This is a genomic window from Ignavibacteriales bacterium (assembly GCA_020635255.1).
In the GTDB taxonomy this organism is placed as follows: domain Bacteria; phylum Bacteroidota; class Ignavibacteria; order Tepidaquicellales; family Tepidaquicellaceae; genus JAEYVS01.
The window spans coordinates 178,571-195,735 of sequence record JACKAC010000002.1; the positions used below are offsets into that span (position 1 = coordinate 178,571).

A 17,165-nucleotide genomic window follows, 5' to 3' on the forward strand; every position below is an offset into this window, starting at 1 on the left:
GTATTAAAGCTCCTTCCACATTCTTTACAATTTCTACGCCTAACTTTAGAATTTAAATAATTTTCTGTCTTGATTACGCTTAACTTTACAGAGTTACAATAGGGACATTTCATTTCTTTACGGAATGATTTTTTTTAATAGAATTTATAGGTAAAGTTATACCTTTTTGATTGAAAACGCAATAGTTACGGTCAAAATATTATAATACTTGCTTTGTTTATATGGGTTTCAGGGTTTTAAGTCCATTAAATTTTACTTTGAAAAAAAGTATATTTATAGCTACTTTACAAGTCCAGTGAATTAAATAAAGAATATGCCATTAAGACATAAATCTGCTCAGAAGAGGGCGAGACAGACAACAAAAAGAACGGAAAGGAATAAAGCTTATAAAGCATTGATAAAGCGTTCAATAAAGAATATTCTTGAAGAGAAGGATAAATCTTCTGCAGAAGAGAAATTTAAAAAGTCTACAACTGTATTTGACAGGGCTGCAACAAAAGGAATTATCCATAAGAATAAAGCGGCGCGTCTCAAATCAAGACTGTCAAAACATATTAAAGGTTTGTAATAAACAAATAGGTTTGAGTAAAACCCCGTTTGGTTATACCGGACGGGGCTTTTTATTTTAGTGTCGTTTTTTCTTGACTATATATGCTACAGCATCAATTTCAACTTTAACATCTTTTGGAAGACGCGAGACTTCTACTGTCGAGCGGGCGGGTTTGGATTCACCGAAAAAAGCGTTATATACCTCGTTCATTTTCGTAAAATCATTCATATCCTTCAAATATACCGTGGTTTTGATAACAAAGTCCATCGAGGAGTTATTATCTTCGAGAATATGCAGAAGGTTTTCAAGGGCTATACGTGTTTGAATTTCCACATCATTGCTTACAATGTTTCCGTCCATATCGAGGCCAATCTGTCCGGACGTGAAGATTAAGTCGCCGTAAGATACCGCCTGAGAATAAGGTCCGATGGGATTCGGAGCCAGAGGTGAGTAGAGTGAAGTTCTTTCCTTTTTTATTTTTACTATTCCCATATTTTATTATTCACATTTTTCAATTATTCTATCAAGGTCATCGTTAGAATAAAACTCAATGATGATGTGCCCTGACGAGTTTGTTTTTGAAACGATCTTAACCCTTGTTCCGAAGAAATTCCTCATTCTATCCTCAAGCTTTTCCAGGTACGGATCCCACTTCTGGCCGGCAGATGATTTTTTCTTTTTGGGCTTTGCCGAAGACCTTGTAATATCCTCAAGTTTTCTTACGGATAGTTTTTCGGAAACGATCCTATTCCACAGACCGAGCTGTTCCTTCCGATCTTCCAGCCGAAGGATCATTCTTGCATGAGCTTCCGTAATATCATTTTTTCTAAGAGAATCTTTTATTTCATCAGGAAGCCTCTGTAACCTAAGAAAATTTGCAACAGTACTTCGATCTTTGGAAACCTTTTTTGCGACTTCTTCCTGTGTGAGGCCTATTTCATCGACAAGGCGCAAGAAAGAATTAGATAATTCCATTGGATTTAGATCCTCCCGCTGAATATTCTCTATTAACGCAAGCTCCAGCATTTCTGATCTTTCGTCCTTATATTCCCTGGTATAAATAAATGTCGGGATAGTTTTCAAGCCTGCCATCTGTGTAGCACGCAGACGTCTTTCACCAGAGATCAGGTCAAAAGTCCCTTCTTTACTCGAGTTTTTTACCGTGATTGGCTGTAATACGCCTTTTTCTTTAATAGAATCCGAAAGCTCTTTGAGTTTTACAGAATTAAACTCCTTGCGCGGCTGGTAAGGATTTACATTTATTTTGCTTATTTCCAGTTCGGTAAGTGGAGAACCTTTTGAACCAATAGGCGGGACATCAACACCTTTTTCACCAAAAAGTGCGGATAACCCTTTCCCAAGGCGTTCGTTTTTATCAGCCATTTTCCAATATACTTTTAATTGTTCCGTTTATTTCATCTACTCCGTTCCTCTTCAGCAATTCGATAGAGAGTTCAATATGGTTTTTCGAACCGGTCGATTGCGGATCATACAATATTATAGGTTTTCCAAAACTGGGCGCTTCACCCAGCTTTACATTTCTGAATATTTTTGTATCAAAAACCTTATCGCCGAAATATTTTCTTAATTCTCCCTCAACCTGCTGAGATAGCTTTAATCTCGAATCAAACATTGTTAGAAGGTACCCCTCGATATTAAGATCCGGATTGAAAGAGTTCTTAACGAATTTCACTGTATTCAAAAGCTGTGATAAGCCTTCAAGCGCATAGTATTCACATTGAACCGGTATTAAGACTGCGTCAGCCGCAGTTAAGGCATTGATCGTCAGTAAGCCAAGTGAAGGCGGGCAGTCTATAAAAATAAAATCAAATGATTTTCCCAGATTAGTCTGGAGGAAGTCATGAATTTTTTGCTTTAACCTGAATTCCCTTGATGGAAATTCAATTAATTCCAATTCTGCTGCAACCAAGTTAATATTTGCAGATACAAGTTTAAGGTCCCTGATCAGGGTATCTTTTATACACTCGGCTATCGCCAGGTCCGAGATCATGACTTCATAGGTAGAGTGTCCGTCATCGTTTGGCTGAACACCCATTCCCGAAGTAGCATTAGACTGCGGGTCTGAATCAATCAGCAAGACTTTTTTCCCGGCTAAAGCAATTGACGAGGATACATTAACGGCAGTAGTGGTCTTTCCTACTCCGCCTTTTTGATTTGCTATTGCTATTACTTTTGCCAAACAGGGAATGATTATATTTTGATTTCATCACCGGGATTTATAATATCACATTTTTTCCCGATCGATTCAACTTTCTTTTTAAACTCCTGCGGATCAACTTTTATTACATCAAAAGTATTGTAATGGATTGGGACAACTTTACCTGCTCCTGTAAATTCGGCTGCCTTTACGGCATCATCGATTCCCATCGTAAAATTATCACCAATTGGGAGGAATGCAAGATCCATCTTATGCATATCACCCAGCAATTTCATATCATAAAACAAAGACGTATCCCCTGCGTGATAAAGTGTTTTACCATTATTAAAAACCAATACACCTGCAGGATTTCCCCCATATGTGCCATCCGGAAAAGAGGAAGAATGATGCGCGATTGTGAACTTAACTTTCCCGAATGGAAAAGTTCGTGAACCACCAATATGCATCGGATGAACATTAATACCCTTTTCTCCAACATAATTTGCAATTTCAAAGTTGGAAATCACAGTTGCATTGTTATTTTTAGCAATTTCTTCGGTATTACCGTAATGATCACCATGCGCATGTGTGAGAATAATAAAGTCACATTTCAGATCCTCCGGGGCTACATCACAGTATGTATTACCTGTTACAAATGGATCCATAAGTACTGTATATTCCTTATCTTCTCCCCGAAGTTTTAATTCAATAAAAGAATGTCCGTGGAATATAGCTTTCATATGTTTTTTACAGATTTTACTAAATTACTATTAATAACGTATTATTTCAATTTAGTAAATAAAACAATAAACTCATAATAATATTCAAATAATATTACTGTACTTGAAAATAATTAATAATAAAGATAGTTTTATATATAACTAAAACAATCTGAATGAAAAAAATCTTACTTTTATTGTTGGCTGTTGCTGTATCGTTTTCTTTTTCATGTTCGAGTAGCAACAAAAGCTCCTCAAATAAGAACGTAAAGGTTGAGAATAAAACATCACAGGACACTACTTGGTCTACAATTGATTATCATTATAGAACAGGAACGGTGTCTCCTGAATATTATTATCACTATCGGGTGTTAGTTAACTATGACAAAACGGCTCAGTTTATTTTTTATCCGTCCTATGCTGATACAGGATTCAGCCAGGAGCAATTTACAATCTCGGATTCGCAATTGAAATCATTAACGGATGCCATTGTAAATAGCAACGTTTTGGAAGGTAATATAAAAGAAGAAACGGATCATCCGATTGGCGGTCCAACAGAATCTATGACAATAACGATAGTGAACCCGGATCCGAATCTCGACCAATCTCCAGTAAGAATTGAAGTACCGGCATTTCCAACAATGGAATATAAGGAAGGGCTTGTAAAGGTGTATTCCGTAATATATAGTTTATTACCGGCAGGAATGCTGGAGGAAGCAAGATCGAAAAACGGGAAGTGAAATAAATAATAACTATAGGAGAATCAGTAAACTTCTAAAAGCCCGCTTTTCCCGGCGGGCTTTTTATATTTTTAATCTCGTAACCATCCTTTGTATCCATTACTTCATATCCCATCGTTTTAATCTCATCGCGCAGTTTGTCAGCCAGGGTAAAGTCTTTATTTTTTTTAGCCAGTAGACGCTCTTCGGCAAGATTTTTCAGATCATCGGGTATATTGCCAGCGGATGCAGAGGGTAATTCTGATAATTCCAGTCCTAAAACCTTATCAAGTTCATATCCCGTGCCAAGCTTAACGCTTGCCGGTATGTCCTTATCACGGATCAATTCCCATAAAACTGCCAGCCCTTCCGTTACATTTAGATCATCATTGATCACTTTAGTAAATTTTTCGACATAACTTTTATCCGGAGAGGAAATATCTCCGTCACCTGAATCTTTTTTCAATTGCAGTATCTTTCCGGACAGGCTTTCATAACCATTCTTTGCAGTATCCAGTCCTTCGAACGAAAAATTCAGCCTTTTCCTATAATGCGTATTTAGCAAGTAATACCTATAATGCATAGGCGAATATCCTTTATCAACCAGGGTTTGTAAAGTAAGGAATTCACCCTTTGATTTGGACATTTTCCCCGAGTCTTCCAGGAGAAACTCACCGTGCAGCCAGTAGTTAACATATTTCTCTCCATTACATACTTCCGACTGTGCGATCTCGTTAGTGTGGTGAATCGGGATATGGTCTACCCCTCCGCAATGGATATCCAAATGCGAACCAAGGAGCTTTTTGCTCATTGCTGAACATTCAATATGCCAGCCGGGAAATCCTTTACCCCACGGAGATTCCCATTCCATCTGACGCGTTGAGTCTTTTGGAGAGAATTTCCATAAAGCAAAATCGGTTATATTCTTTTTTTCTTTGGAAAATTCTATCCGTTTTCCTTCCTGCAATCCCTCGATATCAAGCTTAGCGAGGTTGGCATATGTCGGAAATTGAGAAGTATCGTAATAAACTCCATCACTTGTAATATAAGTAAACCCCTTTTTCTCCAGACATTCTATCATATCGACCTGTTCCTGTATATAATCCGTTGCCTTAGAATATTCTTTCGGAGGAATGATATTCAGCCTGTTAATATCATTTTTAAAAACCCCGGTGTAATAATCTGCAATCTCCCAGACAGTTTTTCCTTCCCGGGCAGCTCCTTTCTCCATTTTATCCTCACCTTCATCATCATCCGAAACAAGATGCCCCACATCGGTAATGTTCATTACATGAAAAACTTCAAACCCATTGAAAAGCAAAACCCTTTTTAAAATGTCCTCAAAGAAGAACGTACGGAGGTTTCCTATATGCTGATAATCATAGACAGTCGGACCGCAAGTGTAAAGCTTAACTTTACCGGGTTCGATCGGGACAAACTTTTCCTTAGTACGGGAAAGCGTATTAAAGAGATAAATATCTTCCATAGGTATAGAAATTAACCGTTATGGGATGAAAATGAAATTCTATTAGGAGGTATTATTCTTCGGTCACGTAACCGTTTTTACGCAACTCAATGAGGTATTTTGTGATAAGCTCTTCGTAGTCTTCCGTATAGCCCTCTTTTTGGAGCTTAAGGAACTCTTCTTTGAGAGCATTAAAGGATTTTGGACCGCTAAGAACGACCTCCGGAGGAGAAGTCCTTGTGTAATTGACTCCCGGGCGGGATTCCCTTTTTTGCTCGAAGTCCTTTTCTCTCTGTGACAACTGTGCATCGAGCAGGCGTGAAAGGATCTTATTCTGCTTCTCCAGTGTATTGTCTGTAACTTTCTGGTCTTGCATATCTTTTATCACTTCCTGCATTTGTTTCTTAATTTCGTCAAGGTCGCCCAGAACTTTTTCGCCGCTCTTTTGTTTTTCCTCTTCTAATTCCTTATTCAATTGCTCAAGCGATTTACTTACCTGCTCCTGTTCCATCTGAAGCCGCTGAAGCTGTTCGCGCTGTTCCGGTGAAAGTCCGTCCTTTCCGTCCTTGCCATCTTTCCCTTTACCATTTTCCCCGAACTGCCCCATCTGACCGTTCAATCCCTGTTGCTGTGAAATGATCTTAGCGAGCTGCTGCATAAGCTGGCTCATTTTTCCGTCACCCTGCTGACCATTTTTGCCCTGCTGCTGCATCTGGCTCATCATATCGCCTAGCATCTTGATTGCTTTATCCAGAGATTCCTTTGCTTTACCCTGGTTATCCGTTGCTTCACTCTTTTTACCCTGGTCGAGATTATCACCCGCCTGGTCCATTTTATTATATGACTTCCCGAGCTCTTTGCCCAATTCAGGTGTTAATGGTGCACCGCTTTTGGACATATTCATAAGATCGTTTATATTCTCAGAGAGATCTTGCTGCAAACCCTGCTGCTCTTTGCCGGCGTCCTTCATTTCTTTTTTGTCGGACTGGCTGAAGTCCTCTGTTTTTTCCTTCAGTTCCTGCTGCTTTTTGCTAAGCTCCTCGAGTTTTTCCTTAATGCCGTTCATTTTTTCCATCATCTTACTGTTCATGTCCATCATTGATAGCTGTTTTTCAAGCGCATCCATCATATCCTGATTCAGTTCGTTAAGATCCTGGCTGATATCCTGCTGAGTCTGTTCGGAATTTTGTTTTTGCCCGTCCTTAAGCTGCTGCTGTGAGTTCTTCATTTTATTCTGCAGATTCATCTTATTCATCTTATCCAGGAGATCCTGCAGATCTTTTGGGTTCATATCATCGTCTTTGAGCTGCTTCATTTTATCGATGAGGTCTTTCAGCGCATCCTTGAATTCATCAGTTTTATTTTTTACATCATTTTGCTTTTGGGAGAGATCATTAAGCTTATTCTTATCATTATTGTCGGTTTGCTGAGTTTCATTCTTAAGGTCTTCCTGCTCCTTAGTCAACTCATCGAGTTTTTCGGTAAGCTTTCCAAAATCCTGCAATGTCTCTATCTTCTTCATCATTTCCAATATCTTCTCGAGATTCTTTTTAAAAGCCTCCTCATCGAAATTAAAGTTTTTCATTGCATCCCTAATTTCATCTTTGTTATTCTTCTGGAGTGCTTCCTTCAATTTCTTTAACATCTCCTGGAGCTCCGGTGTATTAATTTTGTTAAAGAGCTCCTGCATTTTCATGTATTGTTCGAGTGTCTTATCACTAAGATTATTCTGTTTCATCTGCTCGATGCTCTGATTTATTTTATTTTGAGTTGCATCGAGATTCTTCTGTACATTATCTATCTGCTGCTGGAGGTCCTGCTTTTGTTGTTCGTTAAGCCCAAGCTCCTCGTTCATCTGTGATTTATTTTTCAGGTCCATGAGGTGCTTTTGAAGGTCATACGCATCCTGCGATACAGATTCCAGTTCCGATTTCAGTTCCTTTGATATCTGTTCAGATTTCTTCAAAAGCTCTGTAACACCCTTATATTGCAGGGTTCTGATCTCAGAGCGGGCGGTCTTCCCAGTATTGTCCGTAACTTCCATGAAATACTCTATCCGTTCACCTGACCGCAGCCCCGGCAAACTCCACAGGTATGGAACTTCCAGCGAGGTTGCATTCATATTTTTAATAGGGATATTAATCACAGTATAATTTCCCGAGGCAGCTTTATTAATATTTTTAGAGTAATGTAGAGTAAGCTTTGAAAATCCAAAATCATCGGAGATTCGTGCGCGTACAATTAATTCCCTTTCACCCTTTAGTGTATAGTTTGATTCCCTGGGTTCAATAATAACGATCTTTGGCGGGGCGTCATTAACAACCTTAATATTGTAGAGCTTTGCATTACGGTTTTCTCTTCCTTCTGTATCCTTAAGGACAAATTTATATGTACCGCTATTGCTGACAGTTACAGATCCGCTTGCTTTATCCGAGTTTACGGTGAATGTATTCAGATTACTGTTTAATTCAATCCCGGCAGATGACAGTTCCCTGCTTGAAGTTACTTCAAAATCCAGTCTGCTTCCTTCTGGGCAAAAAACGTCACCCTCATTTTCTTTTAATTCTCTCGGAAGTATCCCGGTTTGTTCGGGAGGAGTTACAGTAATTTTAAAACTTTTTACGATCGGGTAATCAAGTATCTTTATGGTATATTTTTCAGATTCGATTCCTTCAAATTCAGCGAAATATAACAGGTCAGTATTTACCGCGTCTATCGTTATAAGGAAATATCCGTTAACATCTGTCTCGAGCTCCTTTTCGTTCAGGAGAATTTCAGTTCCGTCCCTCTTTACTTCCTTTGTATAGAATTTCAGCTTCTTAATGTCGAGTCCATCTTTATTAGCTTTGACGAGTACGGAAACATCGACACGCTCTCCCTTTACAACTTCGGTATTACCGGGTTCGATCTCGAATACTATCCCGTATTCACCGTCTATAAAATTGTACTGATAGTTTACCAGTCTGTTAAGCGAACCAAGCATAGTGCCCGGAAAGATGGCAAATGTGAGAAAGTAAAACAATAATATAGTTGCCAGTGTAATCGATAGCTTCTTAATATTTTTAAAAGGAATGAAAGAAGAGAAATCGAGTCCGCTGGTTCTATCATCTACATTTTCTAGATTAGCGGTGATTAATTCATTTGAAAAAACATTTGAGGAATTTTTTTTAAATAACGAAAGAGAATTAGAAAGGGAATCCTTGATCGCAGAGAATTTACTTCCAACCTTAACTGAATAGTTTATAGGGTCGAATGGCTTTATAAGCCCGGCTCTCTTTAAAAAATAATTCAGAGAGATATATGCAAGAGTTGATACTGAAGTCGATATAACACCCCAAAAAATGATCCCTCTGACCAAAGTTGGAAGATGAAATATTGCTTCAAGTAGAACAAAAATGAAAATGAGCACGGCATATACGAGGAATGTTATTAGAGTATTCCTCAAAAAATTGTAAAGTATCTCTTTCTTATTTGTAACTGATAATCTTTGCTCGAGGGAGTTATATATTATTCCGGCATTCGTAGAGGTCATATCGAATCTTAAATGTATATATAAATATAATACTAAATAATTTAAATAAAGGTTTCAATTTAAAATAATTTAAGATTCTTTGTAAAGTATAATATATTGTTATTTATTAGCTATTTGAAGAAGTTTTAAGTAAGGGAAAAACAACAATAATATTGATTTTGATATTTCTTTTTGATAAACTTATTAAAAGGAATGAAGATCTGGACGAAAATATTGATTTTTGTTCTAGCAACCTCAATTATCCTTATAGAAGTAGTTTTCTATCAGATTAAAGACATTTATGAGGATGAGCAGATTAGACTTCACGGTGAGCAGCTTAAAACTATCTCTTCCATTAGTGCTTTATCATTACCTTCGGAGAAATTAGAATCCCTATACATTTCATTTTCGGACACATTACCTACTCTGCCAAGCGTTGAACTGGACGAAAAACTCCTAGAGATAAAGAAAAGCCTGGGACTGAAGCAGGACATATATTCCTTATACCTCGTAGACAGCAATATAGCAATTTACGGTCCTAATACTAATACATCTATACCAGCCGGAGATACACTTATAATCGTTAGTCCCATAAGGCAAAGAAATCTCTGGGACGTTTATAATGAAAAAACATCTCTTCACACCCCAATCTATAAAAATAATTCCGGTACCTGGATAGCAGGTATGGCGCCGGTTATTTCGCCTGAGGGAAAAGTTATTGCTATTGTTACTACAGCATTTGACCCGGATAGTGTAAACGTTGCTATTAGTTCATTTAATGATGATCTAATAATAACAAGATTGATCTTGTTTCCCATATTAATCCTTTTAAGTATTTTGATATCGAGACAGATCAGCCGTCCACTTAGCAGGGTTACTGACTTTATGGAAAGCTTTTCTTTTTTTGGCAAGGAGAAGAAGCTGGATATATCAGCCGAGGGTGAAGTAAAGCGATTGATCGATGCTGCAAATTCAATGCACTCCAAGATCCTTAACCAGCAAAGCAAGATCAGGAGGATTATTTCAGACCTTAGAAAAGCTCAAAGAAAAGCTCAGGCACTTGCAAAAATAGAAACAACTTTTTTAAGGATTATATCTCATGAATTAAGGACGCCGCTCCATGGAATGTCAATTTCAGTCTTATTAAAAGATGATATTGAAGCAGCAGTTTTCAAGGACGAGGATGAAAAAGCGCAGATAATGGAATATGTAGACATGGTAGATGAGAGTTATAAAAGATTAAAGGAATTTGTTGAATTGGTTCTCGAGTATATAGAATACCAAAGTTTATCAGTCCATTTAAAGTTATCCAAGGTTAAATATGGAGACTTTATCAGTAAGGCAGTAAATGAGTTTAAATTAGAAAGAAGCGACATAAAGATTTATCATCTTGGAAAATTTGAGAATGATCATGAGATTGTCTTGGATACAGAGAAATGTGGCAATAGTATTAAAACACTTATTGACATTATAGCGACGTTTAGCAAAGAGAAAAACGTTGTTATTAAAGAACGAGTAATTGACGATAAAGATTACTTAGTAGAATTTAAAAGTAAAGGTGAAGGAACATTTACTTTAGATATAAAGAATATCTGGGAGCCATTTAAAGAAAGCAATGTTTTAAGGCGAGGTGAAGTTCCAGGTCTAAAACTTGCGATAATTAAATTAATTATTGAGAAACAAGGAGGTGAAATTTCCGTTGCTCAGGATATAGATTCAAAGGGAATAAGTTTCATAATAAAATTTAAGATACTTAACGCCAAGAAGTATGATCAGGTACCTATCTAATACGGTATTTAAGCAATGTCCAGATTGCGATAATACCATCATACCATCTTATCTTTTTCCCTTCATTTCTTGAACGGGGACTATAACTAATAGGGACTTCGTGGATTTTTATTTTTTGCTTTAAAATTTTTGCCGTTACTTCCGGGCAAAAATCGAATCCCTCATTTTCAAGATTCAAATCTCTTAATAATTCAGTTTTAAAAACCTTATAGCAGGTTGATTCATCCGTTATTTTCGAACCATATATAATATTTGTCAGAATACTGAGAAGCCGGCCTCCGTAATAAAATGCTAGCGAGGATTTTGGGTTTCTTATTAGATTCCTTGAACCATAGACTACGTGGACACATTTTTCATTAAAAGGTTTTATTAATGCTTCATAATCTTTTGGATTATACTCAAGATCGGCATCTTGTATTAATACAAGATCACCTGAAGCAATACTTAACCCGGTCTTTATGGCGGCTCCTTTGCCTCGATTTTGTGGATGTGTCAATACCTTGAGGGGTATGTTACGGTCTTCGCTCAGGCTTTTGAGCAAATTTTTAGACTGGTCGGTGGATCCGTCGTCCACACATATTATTTCGTATACAAGTTTCGTGTTAGCGACTCTTGCAATTATTTCTTCAAGATATTTCTCTTCATTATATACTGGAATAATAACTGATAAATTCAAATCGTTCTCCTGAGCGACGTTAAAGGGTTTTCTTTACGTCAACGTCCAGTATTCTTTTCTGCAATTCGCTATTAAAGGGATCGTACTTGATTGCTATCTTATAGCATTTCAACGCTTTTTCATCATCACCATTTCTTTGATATATAGTTCCCAAATTAAAATATAATTCCTTTATTATTTCAGGTTCAAGCTTGCCATTACTTTTGTCGAGTATGTTTAAATACGCAAACTCTGCCTCTTTTAACCTATTAATATCGAGGCAAAACAAAGCAAAGCTGTTTAGCTCCCTGTATTGGTTATGTTCCTCATAGAATCCACTAAACCAATCTGATTTTTTGAAACCTGGCTCAATATCAAGTATCCTGTTTATATCATCATCATTGAAATCAATTCGGTAGCCCTCCTTTTCAAAAAATTCGCCTATATAATTCATACTAACAGTACCTAAGTAATCCGACTTTCCATATACTGCAGTGTTATCGTCCAAATACACAATTTTCCACCCGGGCATGTCTCGCATTTGTGGGATCCAGCTGTATGATACTCCATGATTAAAAATTACTAGTTGGGGATTGTATTTTGCTATTAGATCAGCAAGCTTATTGTTGTTTAGGGCTGCGAGATATTCTTTATATAGATCCTCTTTTATTACTTCAAGCCTTCCATCGATAAAGACTTGATTAGGGTACTGCCATTCAAGCCATCCCCCGTAGCCAATATCATTCAAGATTCTTCCATTAAGATTATTTTTCTTTAAATGCTCTAGAGCCCCAACCGGGAAGCTCTTTTCATTTAATCCCATCCCGAAATTTGCACCCGAACCATAACCTAAATAATAATTTCCTGTTACAACTCTGGCCGATACGAGTATAAAAGCAATTGCAAGCGAATAGGCAAGTGCATCATTGATAACCTCTAATTTGGAAGTGATTTTTTTTGCGAACTCAGTTGCAAATATATCCTTTAAACACAGTGAAAGAATAAAACCTGCATAAAACATAAATATTGGAACGTTCCTTACGGCCGCGTATGAAATGTAGAAAAAAGCCACAAAAATTATGAATTCATGTATTTTTCTTTTTCTGTATGTGAGTAAAAAAAACGCTAGCGACAATGCGGCAGTCCAATAGTATATTCTCAACTCAAAGAGAAGATTCGAAAAACCTACCCCAATAGGTGATTTCAACTCAAATATGGTTTGGGCAAATATATTGGATTCATCCAGTCTGGTGAGAAGGTAGAATGGATAGGTTGCACCCTTTATAAAGTATGGATTTACCAATGTTGCTAAAATGGCTATTGCGAACCACTTTAGTAAATACAGATCAAGTTTTTTATCTTTTATCCATATACTTAATATATAGCACGCCATCATAAATAAACCTATCATGAATAATCCGTGCATATTTACCCATACCAGAGTAATTATAGGAAGTAAGTAGAGGTTTTTCTTTTTTGTAAAGTAATAAACCTCCATTATAAAAAGTGTAAGCATTATACCTATCCAGCTTATCAGCTCGGGTCTGTAACTGAATCTAATCTGAACAACAAGAAGAATTGTAAATAGAGTTATAATTATAAGCGGTAGGGGAACCTCTCTAAATTGCATTACCCTGTAGAGTAAATAAAATGTTGTTAGTATAAATAATACATTTAAAATCGTTAAACCGGCATAACCAAAGATGCTTTGTACAGAAAAGATTAATACTTGATATAGCCACTGCATGTCAATGTATTCATGTGTGTTTACCGTGTATGTAAAAACATCGTTTCCGGGAAACTTGAAATTTTCCAGTATCCATTGCCCCCCTTTTAAATGAAAACCAATATCTGCATTATTGATTAATCTTAACGAAAAAACGACTAAAAGAACGACTAAGGCTATAAATGGAATAGACCAGCTTGTTGATTTTATAAATTTTAAAAGAGGATTTTCCTGTAAATGCTCCTCTACATTAGGGGTTTCGTTTTCCAAATTTTACTGTTTACTTCTTAAGATAAGATTCAAGTTATTCTTTAAGTTTAATAATTTCAATTGAATAAATAGTTCTTTTTGCGTGAAAATGGGTGAAGAACAAAAAAACAGTTTTTTCTTTTGTGAGTTATAATTAATTTAAAGCCTTAACCAAATTCCACTTAAATTAATCACTTAGAATGAGTCCGATAGAAACAGTAATAATATTGGTTATTGCTTTGTTTATATTGATTGTTTTTCTGAAAACAGCACGTGTTGTCCCACAAAAAACAGTTTTTATTATAGAAAGGCTCGGAAAGTATCGGGCAACACTCGAAGCGGGATTTCATATACTTGTTCCGTTTATGGATAAAGTAGCCTACCGGCACTCTCTAAAAGAGTTTGCCGTTGATGTTCCCCCTCAGGCTTGTATAACTAAGGATAATATTCAAGTTGAAGTGGATGGAGTACTGTATTTCCTTATAGTTGATCCGGTAAAAGCCTCATATGGTGTAATCGATTATGCGTTTGCAGCAATACAACTTTGTCAGACAACGATGCGGAGCGAGGTAGGTAAGATCGAGCTGGACAGAACCTTTGAAGAAAGGGAAAAAATAAATGCAGCAATAGTATCGGCTGTAGATAAAGCTTCCGATCCGTGGGGTCTGAAAGTAACAAGATATGAAATTAAAAATATAGTTCCTCCGGCAAGTATTAAGGATGCCATGGAGAAACAAATGAGGGCTGAGAGAGAAAAGCGTGCACTGATCGCAGAATCGGAAGGCGAAAAGCAGGCAAAAATAAACGTAGCTGAGGGAAACAAACAGGAAGCTATTTCAATATCCGAGGGAGAAAAGATTAAGAGGATCAATGAAGCAGAGGGTAGAGCCCAGGAAATTGAAAGAATTGCAAAAGCAACGGCAATGAGTATCAGAGAAGTTTCGAATGCTATAAATGAACCGGGCGGAAAGGATGCTGTTAATCTAAAGCTTGCAGAACAATATATAAAAGAATTCGGATCACTAGCATCAAAGAGTAACACAATGATAATTCCGCAAGATCTAACGGACATTTCGTCGGTTATTGCTACTGCCGGGAAAGTATTTAAGGAATCAACTAAAGAGGGGTAAGCAAATTTATGGGAATTGATATTTCTTCAACAGTTGTTTTGTGGTTAGTGATAGGGATTATTTTTTTCCTGGTGGAGCTAGCAGTGCCGGGCTTTATTTTATTCTTTTTTGGAATTGGTGCAGTAGTTACCTCAATACTTTTAGCCTTGGGGATAATAGATTCTATTTTTGCACAAGTAGCAGTTTTTATTATTTCCTCGCTATTGTCTCTTACCTTGTTTCGATTGATATGGAAAAGAGACTTTAGGGGTGATGTGGGGCACGAAAGAAAACCAGGGGAAAGCGTTGATGAAGTTAAAGGGAAGAAGGCGCTTGTGGTTGAGGATATAGAGCCGGGTAAGCTTGGAGGCCAAGTAGAATTGTTTGGAACCGTATGGGAGGCAGAATCTGATTTTTTTATCAAGAAAGGGGATGTTGTAGAAATTCTGTATAGGAAAAATCTGCTTCTTAAAGTTAAACCATTAGACTGAGCCTAAAATGAATATTTATCATATTATTTGACTTATATTTAATTTATAAATTGATAATTTTCGCGTTCAGATGAATAATACGAATTTCAAAATCAATTAAAAGAGTTATGTCAGAAAATACCATACCACAGCCTTCGGGTTTTGGGAAGTTTATGATGGCGGCAAGAGCTTATTCATTTCCTGCATCTATAATACCTATTCTGCTGGGTTCAGTTCTTGCTGTAGTTCTCAATCCTGAACTTAGTTTTAATTATCTAAACTTCTTCGTTGCCTTGATCGGTGCAGTCCTTGTTCAGGTGGCAACGAACGTTATTAATGATATTTATGACTATAAAAAAGGGATAGACAAGGAAGATAAGGAGCTTGGGATTCCACATGGGGGTTCTATGGTCTTATCTATGGGAGTCCTGAATATTAAACAGATGTGGAATATGGCGATTATTACTTTGTTACTCTCTGTGGTTTGTGGAGTTTACCTTTATCTTCAAGCGGGTGTGTGGATTCTGTATCTTACGGGCTTTGGCTTCTTTTCTGCAATCTTCTATACGGCAAAACCCTTTGCATTAAAATACAAAGCACTCGGTGATATTCAGGTGATACTTTCGTTTGGTGTAGGGATGACGCTCGGAGCATATATTGTTCAGACAGGACAATTTTCATGGTACCCATTGTTGTTTTCAATCCCGGTAGGTCTTTTAATAGATGCAATCCTTCATTCTAATAATATACGGGATATAAATTTTGATGGTAAATTTGGTGTTAAAACACTTCCAATTCTAATAGGAGAAAAAGCATCGATTGTTTTTTACTATTTTTTAATTCTTGGTGCATATCTTTCACTGGTGATTTTTGTTATCATGGGATTATTGCCGTGGCCGGCTCTATTAGCTTTGGTGACCCTGCCGATAGGGCTGAAACTGATTAAAATGATTGGAGGTATCCCTCAGGAACCGCAGGCTAGATTTGAATATGGTACCAAACATATAATGATGACTGCTCAGCTCAATATGCAGTTTGGACTTACGTTAATAATTGGTTTAATGATTGCTTATTTTGTTTTACTATAAAGTATTTGAAGTGAGTATACAGAAAAAGCGGAATGTAAACTTCCGCTTTTTTTATAATTCAAAGATTTCTTTATAGATTTTCCATTTTCCCTCGCTATCCCTTTCCAGATATAATTCTTTCTTTCCCTCATCGCCGTATTTATCAGATTCATATTTTTCTTGAACCGTTACCAATGCCTTTGAATTGTTGGAAGTATCCAGATCTATTTTCATATCCGAAAAACTTATTTTTATGTAATCGTATCTGTTAAAAGTCCATTCTATTCTCTCAATCCTTTCTTCTCTGCCAAGCCTCTTTTCCTCCTTTTTATCACCTTCAATGGAAGTATACTGATAATTATCTGCGAGATAGCTTTTATACTCCTCTATATTCTTACTTTCCCATGCCCTTTTCCAGCTTACTACAGTACTCCTTATTTCTTCTTTGGGAGAACTCATAAATTCATTGATCTTGATGTATGCGAAATATCCCGATAGGATCAATATGGTTACTATTAATACAGCGCTCACTAGGGTCGTCCATCCGCCTTTTCTTTGTAATGATACTCGTTGTTTATACCTCCTTATATATTCTTTCTCAAAGTCGTTTCGCTTTATGGGTGTTTGGTTTTCGTTAAAATTGTGTCCACAAAACTTACAATAACGGGAATTTTCATCTACTAGAGAGTTACATTCAGGACAATTTGTTAGGGGGTTTGATACAGGGATTCGTCGTTCCCTTGCTTGATGGATGAGTCTTTCAATTTCTTCGACAGTTTTATTGCCTATATTGATGACTTCGTTTGACTCTTTTTTAATGTCAGGATTTTCTTTGCACCCGAAGGTCGTACATCCTCTATTTTCATTCCAGCATTCACGATGATGTGGTGTGCCGCATTCCGCACAAATAGTGTATTCGGCGCCATCCTTTATATTAGTCTGGCAATAGGGACAGATTTTATTTTTGACTGGAGACAAC

General features: G+C 36.9%; 15 protein-coding genes. 6 read left to right on the top strand and 9 right to left on the bottom strand.

What is annotated here, in order from left to right:
• The first annotated feature begins 313 nt into the window (after positions 1-313).
• A complete protein-coding gene (gene rpsT, locus H6614_08685) occupies positions 314-568 on the top strand; it encodes a 30S ribosomal protein S20 (protein MCB9243735.1) in 255 nt (84 codons plus the stop codon).
• Positions 569-625: 57 nt separating this feature from the next.
• On the opposite strand, the gene H6614_08690 is transcribed toward rpsT, so the two are convergent.
• The 4 genes from H6614_08690 to H6614_08705 are packed head-to-tail and all read right to left on the bottom strand — an operon-like array spanning position 626 to position 3,448.
• The gene (locus tag H6614_08690) at positions 626-1,042 is read right to left on the bottom strand and encodes a deaminase (GenBank protein ID MCB9243736.1); all 417 of its coding nucleotides are present in this window, start codon (positions 1,040-1,042) and stop codon (positions 626-628) included.
• 6 nt (positions 1,043-1,048) lie between these two features.
• A complete protein-coding gene (locus tag H6614_08695; GenBank protein ID MCB9243737.1) occupies positions 1,049-1,933 on the bottom strand; it encodes a ParB/RepB/Spo0J family partition protein in 885 nt (294 codons plus the stop codon).
• Positions 1,926-2,750 (bottom strand): ParA family protein, encoded by an 825-nt coding sequence (locus H6614_08700; GenBank protein ID MCB9243738.1) that lies wholly within the window; start codon positions 2,748-2,750, stop codon positions 1,926-1,928. Before H6614_08700 ends, H6614_08695 begins: the two co-directional genes overlap by 8 nt.
• A gap of 11 nt (positions 2,751-2,761) precedes the next feature.
• Positions 2,762-3,448 (bottom strand): metal-dependent hydrolase, encoded by a 687-nt coding sequence (locus H6614_08705; GenBank protein ID MCB9243739.1) that lies wholly within the window; start codon positions 3,446-3,448, stop codon positions 2,762-2,764.
• Positions 3,449-3,603: 155 nt separating this feature from the next.
• On the opposite strand from H6614_08705, the gene H6614_08710 reads away from it, so the two are divergent.
• Positions 3,604-4,167 (top strand): hypothetical protein, encoded by a 564-nt coding sequence (locus tag H6614_08710; GenBank protein ID MCB9243740.1) that lies wholly within the window; start codon positions 3,604-3,606, stop codon positions 4,165-4,167.
• Between the two features lie 34 nt (positions 4,168-4,201).
• Here H6614_08710 and H6614_08715 read toward each other — a convergent pair whose 3' ends face one another.
• Positions 4,202-5,632, bottom strand: coding sequence for a cysteine--tRNA ligase (locus H6614_08715; GenBank protein ID MCB9243741.1), 1,431 nt, complete (start codon positions 5,630-5,632; stop codon positions 4,202-4,204).
• A 52-nt stretch (positions 5,633-5,684) separates the two neighbouring features.
• Positions 5,685-9,143, bottom strand: a complete 3,459-nt coding sequence (locus H6614_08720; protein MCB9243742.1) for a hypothetical protein — start codon at positions 9,141-9,143, stop codon at positions 5,685-5,687.
• 192 nt (positions 9,144-9,335) lie between these two features.
• Between H6614_08720 and H6614_08725 the strand changes: the two genes are divergently transcribed.
• The gene (locus tag H6614_08725; GenBank protein ID MCB9243743.1) at positions 9,336-10,910 is read left to right on the top strand and encodes a HAMP domain-containing histidine kinase; all 1,575 of its coding nucleotides are present in this window, start codon (positions 9,336-9,338) and stop codon (positions 10,908-10,910) included.
• On the opposite strand, the gene H6614_08730 is transcribed toward H6614_08725, so the two are convergent.
• Positions 10,903-11,586, bottom strand: a complete 684-nt coding sequence (locus H6614_08730) for a glycosyltransferase family 2 protein (GenBank protein ID MCB9243744.1) — start codon at positions 11,584-11,586, stop codon at positions 10,903-10,905. The two genes, H6614_08725 and H6614_08730, sit on opposite strands and share 8 nt — an antisense overlap.
• A gap of 19 nt (positions 11,587-11,605) precedes the next feature.
• Positions 11,606-13,561 carry a tetratricopeptide repeat protein gene (locus H6614_08735; protein MCB9243745.1) on the bottom strand — a complete coding sequence of 652 codons (1,956 nt, stop codon included), beginning with the start codon at positions 13,559-13,561 and terminating at the stop codon, positions 11,606-11,608.
• 179 nt (positions 13,562-13,740) lie between these two features.
• Here H6614_08735 and H6614_08740 point away from each other — a divergent pair, with 179 nt between their 5' ends.
• From H6614_08740 to menA, 3 genes are all read left to right on the top strand, one after another.
• Entirely contained in the window at positions 13,741-14,670 is a 930-nt protein-coding gene (locus tag H6614_08740; GenBank protein ID MCB9243746.1) for a paraslipin, read from the top strand.
• An 8-nt stretch (positions 14,671-14,678) separates the two neighbouring features.
• Positions 14,679-15,140 carry an NfeD family protein gene (locus H6614_08745; protein ID MCB9243747.1) on the top strand — a complete coding sequence of 154 codons (462 nt, stop codon included), beginning with the start codon at positions 14,679-14,681 and terminating at the stop codon, positions 15,138-15,140.
• A 107-nt stretch (positions 15,141-15,247) separates the two neighbouring features.
• A complete protein-coding gene (menA, locus tag H6614_08750; GenBank protein MCB9243748.1) occupies positions 15,248-16,207 on the top strand; it encodes a 1,4-dihydroxy-2-naphthoate octaprenyltransferase in 960 nt (319 codons plus the stop codon).
• Positions 16,208-16,258: 51 nt separating this feature from the next.
• On the opposite strand, the gene H6614_08755 is transcribed toward menA, so the two are convergent.
• Entirely contained in the window at positions 16,259-17,164 is a 906-nt protein-coding gene (locus H6614_08755) for a hypothetical protein (protein ID MCB9243749.1), read from the bottom strand.
• Position 17,165 lies beyond the last annotated feature (1 nt).